General features: G+C 45.2%; 15 protein-coding genes, 1 other RNA gene and 1 other annotated feature. Of the genes, 11 read left to right on the top strand and 5 right to left on the bottom strand.

The features are described 5' to 3' along the window. Nucleotides 1-27: 27 nt before the first annotated feature. Together ppdK and GT674_RS12970 are read left to right on the top strand one after the other, a co-directional pair. The gene (ppdK, locus tag GT674_RS12975; RefSeq protein ID WP_161286095.1) at nt 28-2,658 is read left to right on the top strand and encodes a pyruvate, phosphate dikinase; all 2,631 of its coding nucleotides are present in this window, start codon (nt 28-30) and stop codon (nt 2,656-2,658) included. 189 nt (nt 2,659-2,847) lie between these two features. After that, a complete protein-coding gene (locus GT674_RS12970; RefSeq protein WP_161286111.1) occupies nt 2,848-4,179 on the top strand; it encodes an MATE family efflux transporter in 1,332 nt (443 codons plus the stop codon). A gap of 182 nt (nt 4,180-4,361) precedes the next feature. Here GT674_RS12970 and GT674_RS12965 read toward each other — a convergent pair whose 3' ends face one another. Next, nucleotides 4,362-5,741, bottom strand: coding sequence for an aldehyde dehydrogenase (locus GT674_RS12965; protein ID WP_161286094.1), 1,380 nt, complete (start codon nt 5,739-5,741; stop codon nt 4,362-4,364). Nucleotides 5,742-5,998: 257 nt separating this feature from the next. On the opposite strand from GT674_RS12965, the gene GT674_RS12960 reads away from it, so the two are divergent. Further along, entirely contained in the window at nt 5,999-7,597 is a 1,599-nt protein-coding gene (locus tag GT674_RS12960) for a hypothetical protein (protein WP_161286093.1), read from the top strand. Between the two features lie 27 nt (nt 7,598-7,624). Here GT674_RS12960 and GT674_RS12955 read toward each other — a convergent pair whose 3' ends face one another. Further along, nucleotides 7,625-8,320, bottom strand: a complete 696-nt coding sequence (locus GT674_RS12955; protein ID WP_161286092.1) for a YoaK family protein — start codon at nt 8,318-8,320, stop codon at nt 7,625-7,627. A gap of 212 nt (nt 8,321-8,532) precedes the next feature. On the opposite strand from GT674_RS12955, the gene GT674_RS12950 reads away from it, so the two are divergent. Continuing rightward, nucleotides 8,533-9,447 carry a LysR family transcriptional regulator gene (locus tag GT674_RS12950; RefSeq protein WP_161286091.1) on the top strand — a complete coding sequence of 305 codons (915 nt, stop codon included), beginning with the start codon at nt 8,533-8,535 and terminating at the stop codon, nt 9,445-9,447. A gap of 26 nt (nt 9,448-9,473) precedes the next feature. Here the strand turns inward: GT674_RS12950 and GT674_RS12945 are convergent, their stop codons facing one another. From GT674_RS12945 to GT674_RS12935, 3 genes are read right to left on the bottom strand one after another with little or no spacing between them, the layout of a single operon-like run. Next, nucleotides 9,474-10,832 (bottom strand): CapA family protein, encoded by a 1,359-nt coding sequence (locus GT674_RS12945; protein WP_161286090.1) that lies wholly within the window; start codon nt 10,830-10,832, stop codon nt 9,474-9,476. 15 nt (nt 10,833-10,847) lie between these two features. Further along, nucleotides 10,848-12,125, bottom strand: a complete 1,278-nt coding sequence (aroA, locus tag GT674_RS12940) for a 3-phosphoshikimate 1-carboxyvinyltransferase (protein ID WP_161286089.1) — start codon at nt 12,123-12,125, stop codon at nt 10,848-10,850. A 13-nt stretch (nt 12,126-12,138) separates the two neighbouring features. Then, on the bottom strand, nt 12,139-13,230 hold the full coding sequence (locus tag GT674_RS12935) for a prephenate dehydrogenase (RefSeq protein WP_161286088.1): 1,092 nt from the start codon (nt 13,228-13,230) through the stop codon (nt 12,139-12,141). A 219-nt stretch (nt 13,231-13,449) separates the two neighbouring features. On the opposite strand from GT674_RS12935, the gene GT674_RS12930 reads away from it, so the two are divergent. From GT674_RS12930 to pheS, 7 genes are all read left to right on the top strand, one after another. Then, entirely contained in the window at nt 13,450-15,537 is a 2,088-nt protein-coding gene (locus GT674_RS12930) for an elongation factor G (protein ID WP_161286087.1), read from the top strand. 319 nt (nt 15,538-15,856) lie between these two features. Then, on the top strand, nt 15,857-18,259 hold the full coding sequence (leuS, locus tag GT674_RS12925) for a leucine--tRNA ligase (protein ID WP_161286086.1): 2,403 nt from the start codon (nt 15,857-15,859) through the stop codon (nt 18,257-18,259). 67 nt (nt 18,260-18,326) lie between these two features. Further along, nucleotides 18,327-18,505, top strand: a non-coding RNA gene (gene ssrS, locus GT674_RS12920) — 6S RNA. A 62-nt stretch (nt 18,506-18,567) separates the two neighbouring features. Beyond that, nucleotides 18,568-19,620 carry an aldose epimerase family protein gene (locus GT674_RS12915; protein WP_161286085.1) on the top strand — a complete coding sequence of 351 codons (1,053 nt, stop codon included), beginning with the start codon at nt 18,568-18,570 and terminating at the stop codon, nt 19,618-19,620. 224 nt (nt 19,621-19,844) lie between these two features. Then, the gene (locus tag GT674_RS12910) at nt 19,845-20,939 is read left to right on the top strand and encodes a SpoIID/LytB domain-containing protein (protein ID WP_243149126.1); all 1,095 of its coding nucleotides are present in this window, start codon (nt 19,845-19,847) and stop codon (nt 20,937-20,939) included. A 300-nt stretch (nt 20,940-21,239) separates the two neighbouring features. Continuing rightward, nucleotides 21,240-22,145: a YihY/virulence factor BrkB family protein gene (locus GT674_RS12905; protein WP_161286084.1), complete on the top strand. Its 906-nt coding sequence runs from the start codon at nt 21,240-21,242 to the stop codon at nt 22,143-22,145. 1 nt (nt 22,146) lies between these two features. Beyond that, nucleotides 22,147-22,369: a binding site (T-box leader), on the top strand. Between the two features lie 163 nt (nt 22,370-22,532). Beyond that, nucleotides 22,533-23,552, top strand: coding sequence for a phenylalanine--tRNA ligase subunit alpha (gene pheS, locus GT674_RS12900; protein WP_161286109.1), 1,020 nt, complete (start codon nt 22,533-22,535; stop codon nt 23,550-23,552). Nucleotides 23,553-23,743 lie beyond the last annotated feature (191 nt).

Below are 23,743 nucleotides of genomic sequence, written 5' to 3'. Positions count from 1 at the left end.
AGAACAATTATTAGGAGGAAATGTAAAATGGCAAAATGGGTTTACATGTTTACAGAAGGTAACGCTGATATGAGAAACCTTCTGGGTGGTAAAGGTGCCAACCTTGCTGAAATGACAAACCTTGGTCTTCCGGTACCGCAGGGATTCACAATCACAACAGAAGCCTGCACACAGTACTATGAAGACGGAAGACAGATCAATGACGAGATCATGGATCAGATCATGGAAGCGATCACCAAAATGGAAGGAGTTACCGGTAAGAAATTCGGTGACAAAGAAAATCCACTGCTTGTTTCCGTTCGTTCTGGTGCCAGAGCATCCATGCCTGGTATGATGGATACTATCCTGAACCTTGGATTAAATGAAGAAGTAGTTAATACTCTTTCCGAGAAATCAAACAACCCACGTTGGGCTTGGGACTGCTACAGAAGATTCATCCAGATGTACTCTGACGTAGTTATGGAAGTTGGTAAGAAATATTTCGAAGAGCTGATCGACGAAATGAAAACTAAGAGAGGCGTTAAACAGGACGTTGAACTTACAGCTGACGACCTCAAAGAACTGGCAGAACAGTTCAAAGCTGAATATAAAGAAAAAATCGGTTCTGATTTCCCAACTGATCCGAAGGAACAGTTAATGGGCGCTATCAAAGCTGTATTCCGTTCCTGGGACAACCCGCGTGCAAACGTTTATCGTCGTGACAACGATATCCCATATTCCTGGGGAACCGCTGTTAATGTACAGATGATGGCATTCGGTAACATGGGAGATGACTGTGGTACAGGTGTTGCCTTCACACGTGACCCTGCTACAGGAGCTAACGGTCTGTTCGGTGAATTCCTGACAAACGCTCAGGGTGAGGACGTTGTTGCCGGTGTTCGTACACCTATGCACATCACCGAAATGGAACAGAAATTCCCGGAAGCATTCGTACAGTTCAAACAGGTTTGCAAAACTCTGGAAGATCACTACAGAGATATGCAGGACATGGAGTTCACTGTAGAGCACGGTAAACTTTACATGCTGCAGACACGTAATGGTAAGAGAACTGCTCAGGCTGCTCTGAAGATCGCTTGTGACCTTGTTGATGAGGGAATGAGAACAGAAGAAGAAGCTGTTGCAATGATCGACCCACGTAACCTTGACACTCTGCTTCATCCGCAGTTCGATGCAGCTGCTCTTAAAGCTGCTACACCGATGGGCAAAGGTCTTGGAGCTTCTCCAGGAGCTGCTTGCGGTAAAGTTGTATTCACAGCTGATGACGCTGTTGAATGGGCTGCAAGAGGAGAGAAAGTCGTTCTGGTTCGTCTTGAGACATCTCCGGAAGATATCACAGGTATGAAATCTGCTCAGGGTATCCTGACAGTTCGTGGTGGTATGACTTCTCACGCTGCAGTAGTTGCCCGTGGTATGGGTGAGTGCTGTGTATCCGGATGCGGTGATATCGCTATGGATGAAGAAAACAAGAAATTTACACTGGCTGGTAAAGAATTCCACGAAGGAGACTTCATCTCCATCGATGGTACAACAGGTAACATCTATGACGGAATCATCCCGACTGTAGATGCTACAATCGCTGGTGAGTTCGGCCGTATCATGGCTTGGGCTGACAAATACAGAACAATGAAAGTTCGTACAAACGCAGATACACCGGAAGATGCTAAGAAAGCAGTTGAGCTTGGTGCAGAAGGTATCGGTCTTTGCCGTACAGAGCATATGTTCTTCGGTGAGGGACGTATCGATGCATTCCGTGAAATGATCTGCTCCACAACAGTAGAAGAAAGAGAAGCAGCTCTTGCAAAAATTCTTCCATATCAGCAGGAAGACTTCGAAGGACTGTTCGAAGCTCTGGAAGGAAACCCGGTTACTATCCGTTTCCTGGATCCGCCGCTTCATGAATTCGTTCCTACAGAAGAAGCTGACATCAAGAAACTTGCTGACGCTCAGGGTAAAACTGTTGAAGAGATCAAGACAATCATTGATTCTCTCCATGAATTCAACCCAATGATGGGTCATCGTGGATGCCGTCTTGCAGTTACCTATCCGGAAATTGCTAAGATGCAGACATCAGCTGTTATCCGTGCAGCAATCAAAGTTCAGAACGCTCATCCGGATTGGACAATCAAACCGGAAATCATGATCCCGCTTGTTGGCGACATCAAAGAGCTTAAATATGTTAAGAAATTCGTAGTAGAAACTGCAGACGCTGAGATCAAAGCAGCTGGTGCTAACCTTGAATACGAAGTTGGTACTATGATCGAGATCCCGAGAGCAGCTCTTACAGCTGATGACATCGCTAAAGAAGCTGACTTCTTCTGCTTCGGTACAAATGACCTTACACAGATGACATACGGATTCTCCCGTGATGATGCTGGTAAGTTCCTTGACGCTTACTATGATGCTAAGATCTTCGAGAATGACCCATTCGCTAAACTTGACCAGGTTGGCGTTGGCAAACTCATGAAGATGGCTATCGAACTTGGAAGACCGGTTAACCCGAATCTCCATGTTGGTATCTGCGGTGAGCACGGTGGAGATCCATCTTCCGTAGAATTCTGCCATAAACTTGGCCTTAACTATGTATCCTGCTCACCGTTCCGTGTACCGATCGCTCGTCTGGCAGCAGCTCAGGCAGCAATCGCTGAGAAGAATGCATAAGAAAAACCGTTAAGAGCATATTGTTCTTGAACTATATAAATCATAGATTTATATCTTGTGTCCAAACAGAGTAATACCGAACCTCGTGGTGTGAGAAATCATACCATGGGGTTCTTTTAACGTAATTAATATTTTTATTTTTATTGTCTGGGGGAAGTGGTTTTGAAGAATAACAAATATGAGATCGATATGTGCAATGGCACAATCATGGATAAGCTGATTTCGTTTTCGATGCCTCTAATGCTTTCCGGAATTTTGCAGCTAATGTTTAATGCTGTAGATATCATTGTTGTAGGGCAGTTTTCGGGAAGTGAAGCACTGGCGGCAGTCGGATCGACCACCGCTCTGATTGCCGTATTTACAAATTTATTTATCGGAATATCTCTTGGAGCAAATGTGCTCGCTGCACGATTCTATGCTTCAGGTAAACATAAAGAAATGTCTGAAACAGTGCATACTGCGATCACACTTGCACTGATCAGTGGTGTCATCATGGCGTTTGCCGGACTGATTTTTTCTAGGCTGGCACTTGAAATTATGGGTACACCGGATAATGTTATTGATCATTCAACACTATATATGCGTATTTACTTTCTTGGAATGCCGTTCTTCATGCTGTACAATTATGGCGCAGCTATTTTAAGGGCGGTGGGAGATACCAAACGTCCTCTGTTCTATCTGATCATATCGGGACTTGCAAATGCAGGAATCAATATGCTTCTCGTTATTGTGTTTCATATGGGAGTGGCAGGTGTCGCGATCGGAACGGTAATTTCACAGGGTATTTCCTGCATACTTGTATTACGCTGCCTGCATTGCTCAGAGGGAAGCTATCAGCTCAGATTTTCAAAGCTGACCATAAAAGGCTACTATCTGCGTCAGATTTTCCAGGTAGGAATTCCGGCGGGAATCCAGAGTACAGTGATCAATATTTCCAATGCGTTGCTGCAGTCCTCCGTAAATTCTTTTGGTTCGATTGCCATGGCAGGATATACAGCTGCAAATAATATTTTTGGATTTTTGTATGTTTCGGTGAACGCTGTAACACAGTCCTGTATGAGCTTTACAAGCCAGAACTATGGTGTACGTAAGACGAAACGTATGGACAAAGTCCTTCTGGATTGTGTTATTTTGTCCTTTGCAGTTTCATTTACTTTAGGATGCGGGGCGTATTTCTTTGGTGATAAATTACTCCGCCTGTATACCAGTGATCCAAAGGTTATCCAGTGTGGCATTGAGATTCTTGCCTACACAACGATCCCGTATTTCTGCTGCGGCATCATGGATCTGATTCCGGGTGCGCTTCGTGGAATGGGACGGTCTGGCGTGCCGATGATCCTTTCTATTATTGGTACAGTAGGAACACGTATTGTGTGGATCTTTGGATTGTTTCCACATCATCGAAGCTTAAGTTTCCTCTTTATCTCCTATCCGGTATCCTGGATCATCACAATCATCCTGCAGGTAATCTGTTATTATTTTGTAAGGAAAAAAGTACACAAAATCATTCTGAATTTATGACGGACTATTTAAGTCCGTCATATTCTTTGACTTATTGTAACTATTCAGAAGGTAGTATCCCGCGAGGTGTTTTGGCATGTTTTTTGCCAAAATCCCGAGACATATAAGGCAAAATGCCATCACCGAAGGTGATTTAGAATGCATTTTGACTCGTAACTGTGAGGATACGGAACAGTTACGACTTATTTCAGGAATTTTCGCAGCAGTTTTTCGTTGCGTGGTGTATATGGCTGGTAGCGCATGGAAAGATCGATCCAGGTTTTTTTGTTTACGATGCTCTTGTAATGTGAGAAGGTCCGAAATCCTTCTTCGCCGTGATAAGCACCCATTCCACTTTCGCCAAGACCACCGAATCCCATTTCGGAAGTTGCAAGATGAATCAGAGTATCGTTGATACATCCACCTCCGAAACTGCACTGTTCCATAAATTTCCGGGCAGTTTTTCGCCGGGAAGTAAAAATATAAAGTGCGAGAGGATGAGACATGGAGTTGATCTTTGGAATAACCTCATCCATAGAATCATAAGTTATAATCGGAAGGATCGGACCAAAAATCTCCTGCTGCATCACCGGATCATCAAAGGAGACAAAGTCAAGAATCGTCGGCTCAATGCGAAGCGTATCCGGATCGGAAGCCCCGCCATAGGATACTTTTCCGGAGGTGATCAGATCACAGAGTCTGTGAAAATGCTTTTCATTGATGATTTTTCCATAATTTGGATTCTGAAGAGGTGTTTCCGAATACTGCCGGCGGATTTGCCGGATCAGATGCTTTACAAGACGATCCTTGATCTTGCGGTCACAATAGATGTAATCAGGAGCGACACAGGTCTGGCCGCAGTTAAGAAATTTTCCAAAAACAATCCTGCGGGCAGCAAGTTTCAGATTGCATTTACGATCCACGATACAGGGGCTTTTGCCACCGAGTTCCAGAGTGACAGGAGTGAGGAACTGACTTGCCTTTGCCATAACTTCTTTGCCGACGTTCTGGCTTCCGGTAAAGAAAATATAATCGAAATGCTGATTGAGCAGACAGGTGTTTTCTTCGCGACCGCCGGTGACAACTGAGACAAGTTCTGGTTCAAAGCAGTCCCTGACAAGAGTTTCAATCATTGCCGTCGTGGATGGTGAGTAGGCACTGGGCTTAAGAATCACAGTATTTCCGGCAGCCAGTGCATCGATCAGAGGGTCAAGGGAAAGGAGAAATGGATAATTCCACGGACTCATGATGAGAACCACACCATAGGGGACTGGTTTCTTATAACTGCGGGCGGCAAACTGGGAGATCGGCGTGTGGACATCCTGTTCCTCAGCGTATTCTTCGATGTGCTGGATCATGTGTGTCAGCTCACTTAAGACGAGTCCCGTTTCGCACATATAGCTCTCAAAAGAGCTTTTGCCAAGGTCTTCATGGAGGGCATCGTGTATCTCTTTTTCATGTCCCACGATATACTCCTTTAATTTTTTGAGGACTTCTATCCGACCTTTTACAGGGAGGGTTGCTCCTGTGTAAAAATAATTTCGTTGAATTTCAATTTGTTTTTTTATTTCTTCTTCTGTCATAGAATGTACTTCCTTTTTTTTGTTTCAAGAATAACAGTCGGAAGAAAAAAAGTCAACCAACAAACAAAAATCAGAGTGGTTAGATCACTGTTACCTGTGAACAAAATATATTACTGTAAAAATTCAGAATATTCACGCGAAATTGGTTGTATGGTGTCGAAAAATATGATAAGATATAATCATCTGATATATTGTTTTTTAGTAACTGTGAAAGTGTTGAACAGTTACAATTTTTTAAAGACAGGAGGGTTTCGAGTATGAATCGAGGAAGAAATATTCTTAAAAAGACTGTAGCTGTGGCAATGAGTTCTTCGATGATCCTGGCAGGAGGAAGTAATGTATGGGCTGCTGGTTCCTATCAGGAGACAGCCAGGGCATCTCTTCAGACACTTACAGAATCAGTTGCGGGGGCAATTGATGGATATGCGCAGGATGTGAACAGATCTCTGCAGGGCTCAAAGGGAACGCTGACGCTTAAGGTAGAAGATACCGGCAAGGCAATTATTGGCTCCATGCTTGGACAGGAAGATCTGACGTGGTTACAGGATCTGAAAATGGATATGGATATTTCTGTAAAAGACGGAATAGAGGCGATTGATTCGACCATTCTTCTGAATGGAGAAAAGATCTGTGATCTGAATATATATCAGGATATGGCAGAGATGACGCAGTACATTCAGGTTCCGGAGATTTCTGACGCATATATTGCAGTTAAGACGGCGGATGAAATGAATGGTGAATCACAGGAAATCATGCAGACTTATATGAATGTGTTATCAGATCTGGATTCTGCCCTGCCGGATGCGGAGACAACCAGAACGCTTCTTGACCGTTATGGAACACTTGTGATTGACAGCGTGGAAGAGGGGAGTACTGTTGAGGAGAATGTTTCTGTAGAAGGTATCGGTGAAGACTGCACGGTATACGAAGGAAAGATCACAGGGGCTGCTGCCCGGACCATGCTTGAGAATATCCTTGTATCGGCTAAGGATGACGCAGAGATCAAGGGTCTTTTTGATCACTGGACAGAGAATGGATATTCCAGTGAAGATCAGTATACGGAATATCAGTCGGCAGTCGAGAAACTGCTGGAGGATATAAAGTCTGCAGAAACGGACGGCAGTGAAACTACAGAGGATTTTTCTGAGAGAGTCTGGGTAAATGGAGAAAACAAGATTGTCGGACGTGAGATAGGGATTGTTGACGGAGCAGATTACGAACCGATATTTACTCTGAAAACACCTTCACAGGATGGAAAGACAGCACTTCTTCTGGAAGTTGGCGCAGATGACAGTCATCTGACACTTACAGGAAGCGGTGCATCGGCTGACGGACTCTTAAATGGAGATTATATCTTTGCAGTGGATGGAACAGAGACACTTGATATCAAGGTGGAAAATCTTGAGCTCAAGCCGGAAAAACCGGGATATTATAACGGAACTTTTACCGTTTCTTTCCCGGAAAGCACATCTGAAGACAGTGGAGATGCCGCTGTATCCAATATGCTGAATGGCTTCAGTGCCGTAATTAACATGAATTCTGACGCATCTGCTGAAACAAGCACACTTGATCTTTCATTAGTGACATCTGGAGTATCACTTGGAACACTTTCTCTGACAGGCGGCTATGGTCAGGGAGCAGAAATTCCGGATCTCAAGAATCTTGGAATCGTTTATACAGCAGATGATCAGGAAGCTATGACAGAATATCTCACAAATGCGGACTGGACTGTTCTTGCAGAGAATCTGAAGAAGGCTGGTGTTCCACAGGAACTGGCAGACGGACTTCTCATGACTATGGAGTCAGCGGTTGAGGACAGCGCACCAGATACAACAGCAGAGGAGCCGGCAGCATAATAAGTCGGTAATACAAAAAAGAGGCTCTCAGGCGTGAATCCTGAGAACCTCTTCTTTTTCTGTCTCTTTCTCTCTGGAAAGAACGCGTTCTTCATTGACGAGCACAAGTGCAGCACATACAGGGAGAAGTCCTGCCCATGCACCTGTGAGATGAAATCTCTGACAGAACAGGAAACATACTGCAACTCCCAGATAAAAAGAAAGAAGTACTTTTCCATAAAAAATTCCCCTTCGAAGTGCCTCGGAATCTTTGCTGTAAAGGTATTCTGCAAATCCTGTCGTGCACTGACGGAGATTGTTGGTGCAGAAGATGCAGGAACTGTTGAATCCATCTGCACCTTTGAAGGAACACCACTGAAATGCCGTGGCAAAAAAAACAGGATACAGTGCAATGAAAGGATCCATATCCTCCGGAAGAAATCCGAGAAGGAGAAAAGCCAGGGCATCAATCAGAAGACTGACGAATTTCAGAGTGGTCTTCTGCAGCTTGTGTGAGAGAAAAACGGTTGCAACCATTGCCAAAATGTAGATCAGCAATGCAGAGAAACGGAAAAACATATGCGAATCAGAGTGTCCGGTGAGATCCATAACGAATGAGATCAGGTTTCCGGTCTGTGCAGAACCAAAAACATCACAACGGTTGAAAATTGCATAACATCCCATAAAACCACCGATAAAAGTTACGGTCAAATGTAACCGGCGTTCAAGGATTGCCTTGTCCATGTAAATCATTCCTATCTTTCTTAATCTGTGCATATTATAGTATCAAAATATTATATTGTAAATTCGATATTTTATCTATATAATATAAAAAGAATTTATAAGTAGTTCACAGGTGCTGTGAACGGAATGAACAGTAACTCTACAGGTATTATTCTCGACCGAGACAACGCTCTGAGCGTATGCATATACTGTCACAAAAGGAGGAGTTTGAATTGAATTACACAGATATCCATACATTTCTCACAATTGTATCCAGTTCATCATTGTCTAAGGCAGCAGAAGTTTTGTTCGTCTCACAGCCTGCACTGAGCCATCGTCTGTCTGCTCTGGAGGAAGAACTTGGAACAGAACTTGTTATCCGCAAAAAAGGTGCCCGCACACTGGAACTCACAGATGCAGGAAAGCGTTTTGTGCCCCTTGCCCGTAAATGGGAACAGCTGTGGCTGGAAACAAGTCAGATCCAGAATGAAAAACCATCTGATATTCTGAAGATCGCAAATGTGGACAGTCTGAATTTTTATTTCATGCCGCAGATCATCGGCAGTTTCCTGGAGAAACATAAAAACTGCAGTCTTCATATTGATACCATGCGTTCCAATATATCTTATAAGGCGGTTGAGAACAAAGAAGTAGATATGGGACTGATCACAAACCCACATTTTTTTAAGAAGGTGCAGACGGTACCGCTTTTTGAGGAAAAACTGGTTCTGGTCTGTAATGAAGATGCCAGATATGAGGACGGTATTCTCCCTTCTTATCTAAGGAGTGCGGACGAGATTTATATCCCGTGGAGTAACTCTTTTATGATGTGGCATAATTACTGGTTTGGAAACAACTCAGAGGTGAAGGTATCTCTCGATAATATGGCACTTCTGCGTCAGCTTCTTGACCTTGAGAAGACCTGGGCGATCATGCCGGCAACTATTGGACAGAAGCTTTCAGAGGAAGGCGGATGCCGTCTCGTATCACTGGAAAATGGCCCGGAATACCGTACGTGCTATGCGATCATGGGCGACCAGAGAAATGCCGGGGCACTGGTTCTGGATTTTCTCCAGGAACTTCTGGATACAGTAAAAAAGATCCCGGAGATCAGAGTACTTACTGAGAATATTCAGAAAGCACCCTGAACCTCCGGGAACTGAACAGTTACCAGTTATTCTTCATAAGAATCATCATAGGAAGTATCCTCTGTATAATCGTAGGAACTGTCTTCGTCATAATCATAAGAACTGTCTTCTGTATAGTCCGAAGAATCATCGTAAGAACTATTTTCCTCATAGCCGGAATTATCATAAGAACTGTCCTCTTCATTGTCAGAAGAATCATAATCTTCGGAAGAATCAGAAGTGGAGGCAGTTCCATCGGTGATCATAGCAGTACGTTCCTGGATCTTATTGAGAATACGTGCTGCCTCGTCACCTTCGGCGGGAGTTGGCTGATAATTGTTGTAATCCGAATCAGAGGAGACAGAGCAGGGGATGATGTTGGTGACATTGTCCGCTTTTACTCCGTTTTGATCTACAGTGAAGGTCTGCTGGAAGATCATGGTGTCCATATCACTCGGATACTGGTTTCCGCCGAAGCAGAAGTTTCCAAGACTGTAAACAATATTCTTTCCTTTATATTCTTCAATTCCCTGAAGCACATGCGGATGATGCCCGCATACCAGATCAGCTCCCTCATCAATAGCAAGGTGAGCGAGAGTGGTCTGATTGCTGTCAGGGACTTCTTCTTTTTCATTTCCCCAGTGGAAGATCACGATCGTGATCTGTGCACCCTCGGCTTTTACCTTGGCGATGTTCTGTTTGAGCTGTTCCTTGCGCTCAAGGTGATCCTTTAATTCATAGATTCCGACCAGTCCGACCTTGATTCCTTTGACTTCTGTTACAACCGTCTTATCATATCCGAAATTCAGGATTCCTGCACTGTCGAGTGCGGAGATGGTATCTTCATAGCCCTGATCGCCATAATCGTGGCTGTGGTTGTTGGCAGTGTTGACAGCTTCGACGGAACCGGAGGTAAGAATGCCGGCATATTCAGCAGGGGCCTTGAAGGCATACTCCTTGTCTTCTCGTTCTTCAGAATCGGTAAGGGTTCCCTCGAAATTGGCAATGGTCAGATCATCAGCAGAAAAAATACTCTTTACATTGGAAAAGAAATAATCTGCACCATAATTGTCATAACAGGCATTAAGACTGGTATCATAGTCGAAATTTTCGTCCGTACCCAGAGTACAGTCACCGACAACGCTGACGGTGAGAGATACAGGGGCAGTTGTTGGTAAAGGTGTGACCTGCGCATCAGAAGAAGCTTCTGTCTTTGATTTGGAAGATGCACTGGCCTTGGTGGAATTTTTTTTGCCTGCAGAACAGCCTCGTACCAGAATAAAAAGCAGCAGCAGAATCAGAACTGCACCACAGCTTATGAGTATACGCTGAGTGAGCTGCTGCTTTCTGCGATAGTAGCGGGATTTCTGATGCAGACGTTTTTTGCGTTTTTTCTTTGGCGGCATGCTTGACTCCTTATTTTATGACTGGCCTAAACGGTAAAGATCCTGATAAAATTCCGGATAGGAGATGTTGACACATTCTCCGTTCAGAATTTCTACAGTGCCGTCACAGATCATTCCGGCTACAGCAAAGCTCATGGCAATACGATGATCAAGATGAGAATCGATCACTGCACCGTGGAGTGGACGTCCGCCGTGGATGATCATGCCGTCATCCGTTCCTTCAATGTCAGCCCCCATGCGTCTGAGGTTGTCAACCATAACAGCAATACGGTCAGATTCCTTGACTTTGAGTTCCTGGGCATCGCGGATAATGGTGGTACCTTCGGCAAAAGCGGCCATGACAGCGATCATCGGAATCTCATCGATCAATGTCGGGATGATGCTTCCCTCGATGGTCGTTCCTTTAAGGGAACTGGTGCGGATCAGAAGATCGGCGGTCGGTTCGCCCTCTGTACTCTCATTGAGGAGAGTGATATCAGCACCCATATCCATGCAGACCTTTATAATTCCGGCTCTGGTCGGATTGATCCCTACATTCTTAAGCAGGATCTCGCTTCCCGGAGTCAGAAGACCGGCTGCGATAAAGTAGGCGGCAGAAGAAATATCACCAGGTACCTGAATGTCTCTTCCTTCCAGAACAGGTTCCGGTCTGATGGATGCTGTGGTTCCTTCGGAAGTGATTTCTGCACCAAAATAATTCAGCATGATCTCTGTATGGTTTCGGGAAAGAAATGGTTCCGTCACGCTGGTGATCCCATCGGCATACATACCGGCAAGCAGGACGCAGGATTTGACCTGTGCGGAAGCGACCGGTGAATCATAATGAGCGGCGTGAAGTGGTCTGCCGTGGATGATAAGCGGTGCACAGCCGTTATCAAGCCTGCTTGTGATATCGGCTCCCATGGAGGCCAGAGGTGTCATGATGCGTTTCATCGGACGGGTACGGATCGAATCATCTCCGTCCAGTTCGGAGGTGAAAGTCTGTCCGGCAAGGATTCCGGAGATCAGTCGGGTCGTAGTTCCGCTGTTGCCGACGTCAAGGATTTCAGTCGGGGTTGTGAGGCCGTGAAGCCCTCTGCCGTGTACAAGAATCTCATCTTTATTGCGGTCTATCTCGATTCCCATTTTGCGGAAACAGGAGATTGTAGAAAGACAGTCAGCGCCCTCAAGAAAATGAGAGATTCTGGTTGTGCCTCGGGCAAGTGAGCCAAACATGACTGCCCGGTGAGAAATCGACTTGTCACCGGGAACAGTCAGGGTTCCTTTTAAGTTTGTCTGTTTTTTGATTTCCATTATTATGATCAACCTACCGTTCGTATACAATATAATTTCGCTTCTTAAGAAGTGCAGTTCCGCGTTTCATGGCATCTTCCTCATAGAATTCAATCTTCAGGACACCCTGCTCAAATTCACGGTTGTGGATGATGCCGATGTTCTTGATACTGATTCCCTCCATAGCAAGGATTGTGGCAATTGTGGCAATTCCACCTGCTTCATCGACAATATCAATATAAAGAACATAGGTCTTGTTGATAAGGCCGGAGGAGGTTGTGTCGATGGAGTCACGGTAATCTCTGGAATTTGCAAACATATCATAGAGAGTTTCTGCCTCCAGATTGTCAACGGAACAGCGGGCCTGGATCAGCATCTTGATGTATTCGTCAAGCACATGGGAGATATTCTCATGATTCTCGAGGCAGATCTGTTCCCACATAACCGGAGAGGAGGAGGCAATACGGGTGATATCACGAAAACCTCCTGCGGCGATCGTCTTCATGTATTCAGCGTCATTATCCAGCTCCCTGACAAGATTTACCAGTGTGGACGCGATGATATGTGGGAGATGGCTGACACCGGCGGTGATGAAATCGTGTTCCTCACAGGTGAGGACCATCGGGATCGAACCAAGAGAGTCGATCAGTTCAGAAAATTCGGTGATCTTTTCGAGAGGAACCTGTCCGCCCGGCGTCAGGATATAGTAAGCATTTTCGAGAAGATGATCTGAGGAATACTCAAATCCGGAACGTTCGGAACCAGCCATGGGATGTCCGCCGATAAAGCAGTTTTCCATGCCAAGCTCCTCGACTGCCTTGTGGATCGGTCCCTTGACGCTTCCGGCATCTGTGATGATGCATCCGTCCTTTATGATATCCTTGAGGTATTTAAGGTATTCAATATTATATTCTACCGGAGCACAGAGAAAAATATAGTCGCAGCTGCGATAACGGTCATCTTTCTCTTCCAGTACGCCGTCAATGGCACCGCAGTTCAGTGCAGTAGCCAGAGTCTCCTTGTGTTTTGCATATGCGAGGATGTGGTAATCCGGATGAAACTTGCGGATCGTTTTTGCAATAGATCCTCCGATCAGGCCAAGCCCGATAAAACCGATGGTTTTCATGATGTCTGTATCCTTTCCGAGTCTATTTATAGACAAAACTATGTACTTATTTTAAAAGATACGATGAAAAATGTCAAATAAAGCTATAAAATAGGTGAATTCGATGAATAATTGCAAAAATAGCTCAAAAAAAGTTGTTAAAATTACATAAAATACTTGAAAAGTTGAAAGAATTTTAGTAAAATATGGACATATCAGACATACAGGGAGGTATTACATATGGACGTTTATAGAACTGACCGAATTCGCAATGTGGTTCTTTTGGGTCACGGAGGATCCGGCAAGACCACATTAGCAGAGGCAATGGCATATCTGGCAGGAATGACAAGTCGTCTTGGCAGAGTAGAAGATGGAAATACCGTCAGCGATTTTGATAAGGAGGAGATCAAGAGAAAGTTTTCAATCTCCACATCTGTGATCCCGGTTCCGTGGGATAAGGTGAAGATCAATATCCTGGATACTCCTGGTTATTTTGACTTTGTAGGAGAAGTAGAGGAAGCGGTAAGTGCAGCAGATGCAGCCATCATCGTTGTCTCCGGTAAGGCCGGGGTTCAGGTCGGTACACAGAAGGCATGGAATCTCTGCGAGAAATATAAATTACCTCGTATGATTTTTGTAACAGATATGGACGTGGACGATGTCAGCTATCGTAAGGTAGTAGAGGAGCTTACCGAGCTTTACGGCAAGAAGATCGCACCTCTGCATTTCCCGATCCGTGAGGATGGCAAGTTTGTCGGTTATGTGAATGTTGTGAAGCAGGCCGGCCGAAGATATATCGACAAAGCAGGCAAGGAGCCTTGCGATGTTCCGGAATATCTGGAAGAATACCTTGAGAAATATCATGAAACTCTGATGGAATCTGTTGCTGAGACCAGTGAAGAGTTCATGGACCGTTATTTCGAGGGAGATACTTTCTCCGTAACAGAAGTTTCTGCAGCTCTTGCAACGAATGTACAGGATGCAAGCATCGTTCCGGTATGCATGGGATCCCCGATCAACCTGCGCGGTGTATCCAACCTTCTCGATGATATCTGCGGATATTTCCCGAGTCCGGACAAGCGTTCCTGCAACGGTATTTCTCAGAAGACCAACGAGATCTTTGAGGCGAACTATGACTTTGCCAAAGCGAAATCTGCATATGTATGGAAGACGATCGCAGATCCGTTCCTTGGTAAATATTCTCTTATTAAAGTTGTCTCCGGTGTTATCAAATCCGATGATACTCTTCTGAACGTTGAGAAGGGTGAAGAAGAACGTCTGAATAAATTATACGTTCTCGAGGGCTCCAAGCCGATCGAGGTTCCGGAACTTCATGCTGGTGATATCGGTGCGATCGCGAAGCTTGCAAGCGTACAGACCGGTGACAGCCTTGCAACCAAGGCAGCTCCGGTTCTCTATCCGAAGGCTATCATTTCCACTCCTTATACTTACAAGAGATATAAGGCAGTCAAGAAAGGTGATGAGGACAAGATCGCACAGGCCCTTGCCAAGATGATGAGCGAGGACAAGACTCTCCGTGCAGTCAATGACTCTGCCAACAGACAGACTTTACTCTATGGTATGGGCGATCAGCATCTTGATATAGTAGTAAGTAAACTGAAAGAACGTTATAAAGTAGACGTGGAACTTTCCAAACCGAAGGTAGCTTTCCGTGAGACTATCCGCAAGAACTCTGATGTAGAAGGCAAACATAAGAAACAGTCCGGTGGACATGGACAGTACGGACATGTCAAGATGCGTTTCGAACCATCCGGAGATCTGGAGACACCTTATGTATTTGAGCAGGTTGTTGTAGGCGGCGCTGTTCCTAAGAACTACTTCCCGGCAGTTGAGAAGGGACTTCAGGAAAGCGTTCAGAAGGGACCTCTGGCAGCTTATCCTGTAGTTGGTGTTAAGGCAACTCTTTATGATGGATCCTATCATCCGGTAGACTCTTCCGAGATGGCATTTAAGATGGCAACGATCCTGGCATTCAAGAAGGGCTTTATGGATGCATCTCCGGTACTTCTTGAGCCAATCGTAAGCATGAAGATAACGGTTCCGGATAAATATACCGGTGATGTTATGGGTGACCTCAACAAGAGACGTGGCCGTGTTCTCGGCATGAATCCGGATCACGAAGGCAACACCATTATCGAAGCGGACGTTCCGCAGCTTGAGATTTATGGATATTCCACAACACTCCGCTCCATGACCGGCGGAAGCGGTGACTTCTCCTATGAGTTCGCACGCTATGAGCAGGCTCCGAATGATATTCAGGCCAAGGAGATCGAAGCCAGAGCAAGCAAACTGGATGCAGCAGAATAATCTGAGTAACTGTTCACAGGTAATATTCCGCGAGGTGTTTTGTCATGTATATGACAAAATCCCGAGACATACGGGGCAAAATCCCATCACCGAAGGTGATATGGAATGGATTTTGACCAAGTTACTGTGAACGGAGTGAACAGTAACTAATCTGACAGCAGAATTATCGACAGAATGACCAAAGTCCTTCGCCTCATTGATCTGGGGCGAAGGATTTTTTTCCATATCGCCGCTTCAGTACTGCAACAGAGCCATTGACAAAAGCAGTTTATTGAATTAAAATTGGTTTTTAGATAACAATGTTGGAGGAACCATAGAAATGAAATACTTTTTTAAGAAAATTGAGCCCAAGTGGCAGGCGAAATGGGAAGAGAGCAAAGTCTTCGAAGCCAAGGACAATAGCGACAAACCTAAGTTCTATGGCCTGGTAGAGTTTCCATATCCAAGTGGTGCAGGTATGCATGTAGGACACATCAAAGCATATTCAAGCCTTGAAGTTATTTCCAGAAAACGTCGTATGGAAGGATACAATGTACTTTTTCCGATCGGATTTGATGCATTCGGACTTCCTACCGAGAACTATGCAGTCAAGACAGGACAGCATCCACGTGTGATCACAGATGAGAACATCAAGAGATTCTCCAACCAGTTAAAGAAAGTTGGATTTTCCTTTGACTGGAGCCGTGTGATCGATACCACAGATGAAGATTACTACAAATGGACACAGTGGATCTTCCTCAAGATGTTTGAGAAGGGTCTTGTATTCAGAGACAGAACTCTTGTAAACTACTGCCCGCATTGTAAGGTTGTTCTTTCTAATGAAGACAGCCAGGGCGGCAAATGCGATATCTGCCACAGTGATGTTGTACAGAAATCCAAGGACGTATGGTATCTGAGAATCACTCAGTATGCCGACAAGCTTCTCGAAGGACTGGATGATGTTGACTATCCTGAGAACGTAAAGCAGCAGCAGGTTCACTGGATCGGCAAGTCCAAGGGTGCTTTTGTAAACTTTGACATCGACGGAATCGATGAGAAACTGGAGATCTATACAACCAGACCGGATACCTTGTTCGGTGTTACCTTCATGGTAATCGCACCGGAGCATCCGATCATCGATAAATACAAAGACAAAGTCGCAAACATGGATGAGATCACAGCATACCGTAATGAGTGTGCCAAGAAGACAGAGTTCGAGAGAACTCAGCTTGTCAAAGACAAGACAGGTGTACGCATCCAGGGTCTTGAGGGCATCAATCCTGTAAACGGCAAGAAAATCCCGATCTACATTGCAGACTATGTAATGATGGGTTATGGTACAGGCGCGATTATGGCAGTGCCGGCACATGACCAGCGTGACTATGATTTCGCAAAGAAATTCGGCATTGATATCATTGAAGTCATCAAAGGCGGCGACATCACCAAGGAAGCCTACACAGGTGACGGCGAGATGGTCAACTCCGAATTCCTCAACGGATATACCAATAAGAAAGATTCTATCGAGCGTATGCTGGAAGAACTTGAGAAGAAAGGCATCGGTAAAGCCGGCGTCCAGTACAAGATGAAAGACTGGGCATTCAACCGTCAGAGATACTGGGGTGAGCCGATTCCGCTGATCCACTGCCCGCATTGTGGTGTTGTTGCAGTGCCGGAAGAAGAACTTCCGCTTCGTCTGCCGGATGTCAAGGACTTTGAGCCGGGTGAGGACGGACAGTCACCACTTGCCAAAATTGATTCTTTCGTAAACTGCACCTGCCCGAAATGTGGTGCCAAAGCCAAACGTGAGACAGATACCATGCCTCAGTGGGCCGGATCTTCCTGGTATTTCCTGAGATATACAGATCCGCACAATGACCATGCGCTTGCTGATATGGACAAGCTGAAATACTGGATGCCGGTTGACTGGTACAACGGTGGTATGGAGCATGTTACCAGACATATGATCTATTCTAGATTCTGGCATCATTTCCTGTATGATCTGGGTGTTGTCAACACACCGGAACCATATGCGAAGCGTTCCATCCAGGGACTGATCCTCGGACCGGATGGAGACAAAATGAGTAAATCCAAGGGTAACGTTGTAGATCCGCTTGATATCGTAGAAGAATATGGCGCAGATACTCTTCGTACCTATGTACTATTCATGGGAGATTACGGCGCAGCAACTCCGTGGAGCGACAGCTCTGTGAAAGGATGTAAGAAATTCCTTGACCGTGTTGCAGGACTGACAGACATTCTTTCTGAGGAACCTGTTTCTGATGAACTGGAGATGAAGCTTCACCGTACCATCAAGAAGGTTTCCTCTGACATTGAGAACCTGAAATTCAATACAGCGATCGCCAGCCTGATGACTCTGCTCAATGAGATCACAGCAGAAGGACGCCTCGGCAAAGAAGACCTTGCGATCTTCGTTAAGCTCTTAAGCCCGTTTGCTCCACATCTCTGCGAAGAAATCTGGGAATTCCTGGGAGGCGAGGGTCTGCTTGCAGTTGCTCCGTGGCCGGAATATGATGAGGGCAAAACCGTTGCCAAGACCATTGAGATCGGTGTGCAGGTAAACGGTAAAGTAAGAGGAACCGTAGTTCTTCCGAATGGCTGTGAGAAAGAAAAGGCGTTTGAGATTGCCAAAGCTGATGAGAGAATTGCTTCCTTCCTTGAAGGCAAGAACCTCATCAAAGAAATCTATGTACCAAATAAGATCATCAACTTTGTTGCGAAATAATCTGAAATATTTTCGGTATTTCCTGTTGAAAAATCGCATACAATAGAGTACAATAAAACAAGAAAAGAAATTCCTGGAATGTGCGATGCCCCTTTTTTTATTTGAACCTACATTTATTAATAGGGAATCCAACATCGCTGCTGTGATGTCAGGCCTCTCGTCGTGGAAGGCAGATCATCAGTTGAGGACACCCAACCTGGCGAAAGCTAGGCGTCAAATGGAAGGGAACGGCATTCCGGGGTATATTAGAAAGAATGAGCCATGTATAATGGCTCTTTTTTTGAATAACGACGTGGGAGGAAACCGACATGGTAACAGAGAAAGTTTTTGGAAATCTGCCTTCAGGTGAGGAGGCACATCTTTATCACATTGAGAACAAGTCAGGGGCTTACATAGAAGTTTCACAGTATGGTGCGATCCTGGTGAAGATCTGTGTACCGGACAAGGAAGGCAGACTGACAGATGTTGTCCTTGGTTATGATAATCTTGAGAGTTATTTCGTAAATGGCTGCTTTTTTGGAGCGTGCATCGGCAGAAGCGGAAACCGTATTGCAGACTCCAGATTTATGATCGATGGTCAGGAAGTGAAACTGACACCGAATGAAGGCAAGAATAACCTTCACAGTGGTCCGGATGGATTTGAGAAGAAATTGTGGAAGGCCTCTGTTGAGGAGACGCAGAATGCCGTTACTCTTTCCAGGATCAGTCCGGATGGTGAGAATGGATTTCCGGGAGAATTTGAGGTATCTGTTACCTATGAACTGACGGAGGAGAACGCAGTTCGAATTGTTTATTTCGGCGTAAGTGATAAGGCGACCGTTGCCAATATGACAAATCATTCCTACTTCAACTTAAGTGGAGAGGGAAGTGGAACTGCGATGGATCAGTATCTTACCATCCATGCACAGGAATACACTCCTGTCCGCGAGGATTCAATCCCGGTTGGCGAGAATGCGCCTGTGGAGGGAACTCCGATGGATTTCCGAACCGCTAAGCAGATCGGCAGAGATATCGGGGCTGACTTTGAACAGCTTAGATTTACCGGTGGTTTTGACCACAATTATGTAACAGACGGCTATAACAAGGCAAGTATCCGTGAGATCGCATCTGCATGGTCAGAAGAATCCGGAATCCAGATGGATGTTCTTTCGGATTGTCCATGCGTACAGTTCTATGCGGCAAACTTTGTGGAGGATGAACATGGTAAGAACGGACATGTTTACAATAAACGCGAGGCCTTCTGCCTGGAGACTCAGGTTGAGCCGAACGCTGTCAATGTAGAGAACTTCCATTCTCCGATTCTGGAAGCAGGGGAGAGGTATCATTCTGAAACAGTCTACAGATTCTCCGTAAGGAAATAATCATAATTGTTCACAGCTGACAGATAATTTAACAAGATATAACAAGGATTCTCCCACCTCTATAGGCGGTGAGATGAATTGCAAACAAGAAAAAACAGCTATGATTTCTGGTTTTCTTCATATAATGGATTATGAGGAAAACCAGATTTTTTTATGTGAATGTAATTTTACTTGTGGTGCTGTTGAATAAAATGTGTGTGTATGGCAGCACAGCAGCTGGAGAGATGAAAGAACACAGGTCAGAACCTGAGATTAGGGTAGTACTTACGGATTCAGATTTTCAGTCGGTATACCATGATTCAGTGACAATTTCCCTGGATGAAGAAGAGACGGTATATGAGGCAAAAATTCTGCATGGCAGAAGAGAAATTATTTCAATCCCGGAGCAGGAAAACGGCATTGGCATTCCATCGATCAACAGACAGTACGGTATGCCTGTATACAGTGGGAGAATGGAGATCCGACCGTGTGAAGAGGGACTTTTGCTGATCAATATCCTTTCTCTGGAGGAATATCTCAAAGCTGTTGTTCCAAGCGAAATGCCTTCTGCCTATGAGATGGAAGCTCTCAAAGCACAGGCGGTCTGTGCGAGGACCTATGCATGGAAACAGATGCAGGAGGGGAGGTTTTCTGAGTATGGTGCGGATGTTGATGACAGTGTGAGCTGCCAGGTTTATCAGAACATAGCGCCGCAGGAGGCTTCTTCCAGAGCCGTGGAAGAAACAAAAGGGAAGATCATCTGCCAGGATGGACAGCCGGTGGAGGCATATTATTTTTCGACCTCTGCCGGAGTGACCAGTACGGATGAAATCTGGGGAGCTCATAAAGCCGCGTCCTGGCTGCAGAGTGTCCCCTGTAAATTTGACGAAAAGGAACCCTGGAGTGCATGGGAGGTCAGAATCCCCTGGTCAAATCTGGAAGAAAAAGCCGCCTCACTTCTGAAACTGACAGGAAGGCTGAAATCTGTTTCTGTCCAGAAAAAAAGCCAGAGCGGTGCGGTGACAGAGCTTGCAGTCGCGACAGAGAGCGGAAGCCAGAACCTGAATGGGGAATACGCTATAAGAGAATTCCTTTCGCCCGGGGGATGCCGGATCACAGAAAGAAACGGCAGTACAGTGGACGGGGGCCAGCTGCTTCCCAGTGCCTATTTTGAAATTCTGAAGCAGGATGAGGAAGGGGTCACGCTGAAGGGCGGAGGCTACGGTCATGGCGTGGGAATGAGCCAGACTGCCGCAAATGAGATGGCAAAAGAAGGCTATACCTATGAGGAAATCCTGAATTATTTTTTCAGGGATATAGAACTTGAGGAGATGTTCTGATACCTGCAAAAGGAGCGGGATGTAAGATGCCGTGAACGGAGTGGAAATAAGTTGCTGTTCACTCCGTTCACAGTAACTTGGTCAAAATGCATTTCAAATCACCTTCGGTGATGGCATTTTGCCCCGTATGTCTCGGGATTTTGCCATATCCATGGCAAAACACCTCGCGGGATATTACCTGTGAACAGTTACGAAAGTAATAAAGTTGATGGAAATTATGACGAAAAACGAACCAAAACTTGTCACATTGTACAAACTATGCTAAAATAAAAGATAAACTTGTGGATTAGGAGAGAAAGAATGGAAAATAAGAAAGTCCAAGGCACGGTGCAGCTGATCCTGGGATTCATGGACAGAATCAAAACCGACCATATCGGTGCCTACGCTGCACAGGCGGCATACTTTCTGATCATGTCGTTTATCCCTTTTGTGCTGGTCCTCACCGCACTGGTTCAATATACCCCGCTGACCTACAGAATGCTCAGGCAGGCGGTCATAGGGTTTGTTCCGACAAACCTTCAGGATTTTGTCCTCAGCATCATCGCAGAGGTATTCACAAGGAGCGCGGCGGTCGTACCAATCTCAGCACTTTTTGCACTGTGGTCCTCAGGTAAGGGTATGCAGTCTCTGATCGCGGGTCTGAATGTTATTTACCATGTAAAGGAAACCCGAAACTGGCTGACGAACAGATTATACTCCATGCTGTATATGTTTCTGTTTGTAATTGCGATCATCATAAGTCTTTTGCTGCTGGTCATGGGAAACCGTATACACTCAGCTCTTGTGATCTATGCACCATTTCTGGCTAGAATATTGGGACGGTTTCTGAGTGCCAAGACCTTCCTGGTGTTTGTAGTACTGTTTCTTGTTTTTCTGGTATTGTATCGGTATCTGCCAAACAGGAAGGCTTCTCTTAAGAGTCAGGTTCCGGGAGCGTTTATCATAGCAGTCGCGTGGTCTTTGTTCTCCTACTTTTTTTCTCTGTACTTTACATTCTTCCCGAACTTCAGCAATATGTACGGAAGTCTGTCGGCGCTTATCATGGTCATGCTGTGGCTGTACTGCTGCATGAATCTTTTGCTTTATGGTGCGGAGATCAATGCCTATTTTGAGAATCAGTTCCGCCAGGCACAGCTTACGGTATGGCAGCTGACCAAAAAAAATCTTGACAGATTTTTTTCTATGTGGCATAGTAAGAAAAGATAAGCCAAAAGCTTTGAAGGCGTTTCAAGGAAATTGTTTTCTTTCAGAGAGAGGGAGTCAGCGGCTGTAAGCTCCCTTAAGTTCAGACAGTTTCTCATTTTCCCGCCGGAGCTTCATCTCTGAACTTTTTTCAGTAGGAGATGACGTTGATGCGCGTTAAGCATGACTCAAGTGCCTGCATATGCAGGAAACAGGGTGGTACCGCGGATTATGACTCCGTCCCTTTCCAGGGATGGGGCCTTTTTTTACTTTATAGGAAATTACTCCGTAATGTTCCTGTTACACAAAAGATTTTTACGAGTCAAAATATATGCCAAAACACCTTGCGGGATACTGCCATTTGAACAGTTATCAATAATACACAAAAAGGAGATAGCGAATACCATGGATATGAAGGAAAAACTTCAGGAACTGGCAGAAGCAGCCAGAAAACGGATCGAGGAATCAGATGGTCCGGAGAAACTGAATGAAGTAAAAGTTGCCTACCTTGGCAAAAAAGGTGAACTGACAGCAATTTTAAAGAGTATGAAGGATGTCGCACCGGAAGACCGTCCAAAAGTCGGACAGATGGTAAACGAGACAAGAACTAAGATCGAAGAGCATCTGGAGGCAACCAGAAAGAAATTAGAAGAAGCACTTCGCGAAGAAAAAATGAAAGCGGAAGTGATCGATGTCACACTGCCGGCAAAGAAAGCAAAGATCGGACATCGCCACCCGAACAGCATCGCGCTGGAAGAAGTAGAGCGTATTTTTATCGGAATGGGCTACGAGGTAGTAGAAGGTCCGGAAGTGGAATATGCAGACTACAACTTTACCAAACTGAATATTCCGGAGGATCATCCGGCAAGAGATGAGCAGGATACATTCTTTATCAATGATTCCATTCTTCTCCGTTCTCAGACATCTCCGGTACAGGCACGTACTATGGAGGAGGGCAAGCTGCCGATCCGTATGATCGCACCGGGACGAGTATTCCGTTCTGACGAAGTAGATGCAACACATTCTCCGTCCTTCCATCAGATCGAGGGACTGGTTATTGATAAGAACATCACATTTGCAGATCTTAAGGGAACTCTTCAGGAGTTTGCGCAGGAACTGTTCGGACCGGAGACAAAAACAAAATTCAGACCGCATCATTTCCCGTTTACAGAGCCGAGTGCAGAGGTGGATGTTTCCTGCTTTAAGTGCGGCGGCAAGGGATGCCGTTTCTGTAAGGGATCCGGATGGATTGAAATCCTCGGATGTGGAACCGTTCATCCAAACGTATTGAGAATGTGCGGAATCGACCCGGATGAATATACAGGATTTGCGTTTGGTGTAGGTCTTGAGCGTATCGCACTTCTTAAATATGAGATCGACGACATGCGTCTTCTCTACGAAAATGACGTAAGATTCTTAAAACAGTTCTAATCTGCACAGCAGAAAGGAAACATGAGCAATAATCTAAACGAACTTTATACGTAACTATTCAGAAGGTAGTATCCCGCGAGGCGTTTTGGCATGTTTTTGCCAAAATCCCGAGACATACAAGGCAAAATGCCATCACCGAAGGTGATTTGGAATGCATTTTGACTCGTAACTGTGAGGGTACTGAACAGTTA

The organism is Blautia sp. BIOML-A1, from assembly GCF_009883055.1.
GTDB lineage: Bacteria > Bacillota > Clostridia > Lachnospirales > Lachnospiraceae > Blautia_A.
Note: the sequence above shows the minus strand (reverse complement) of the source record. Positions and strands in the feature narration are given on the sequence as shown.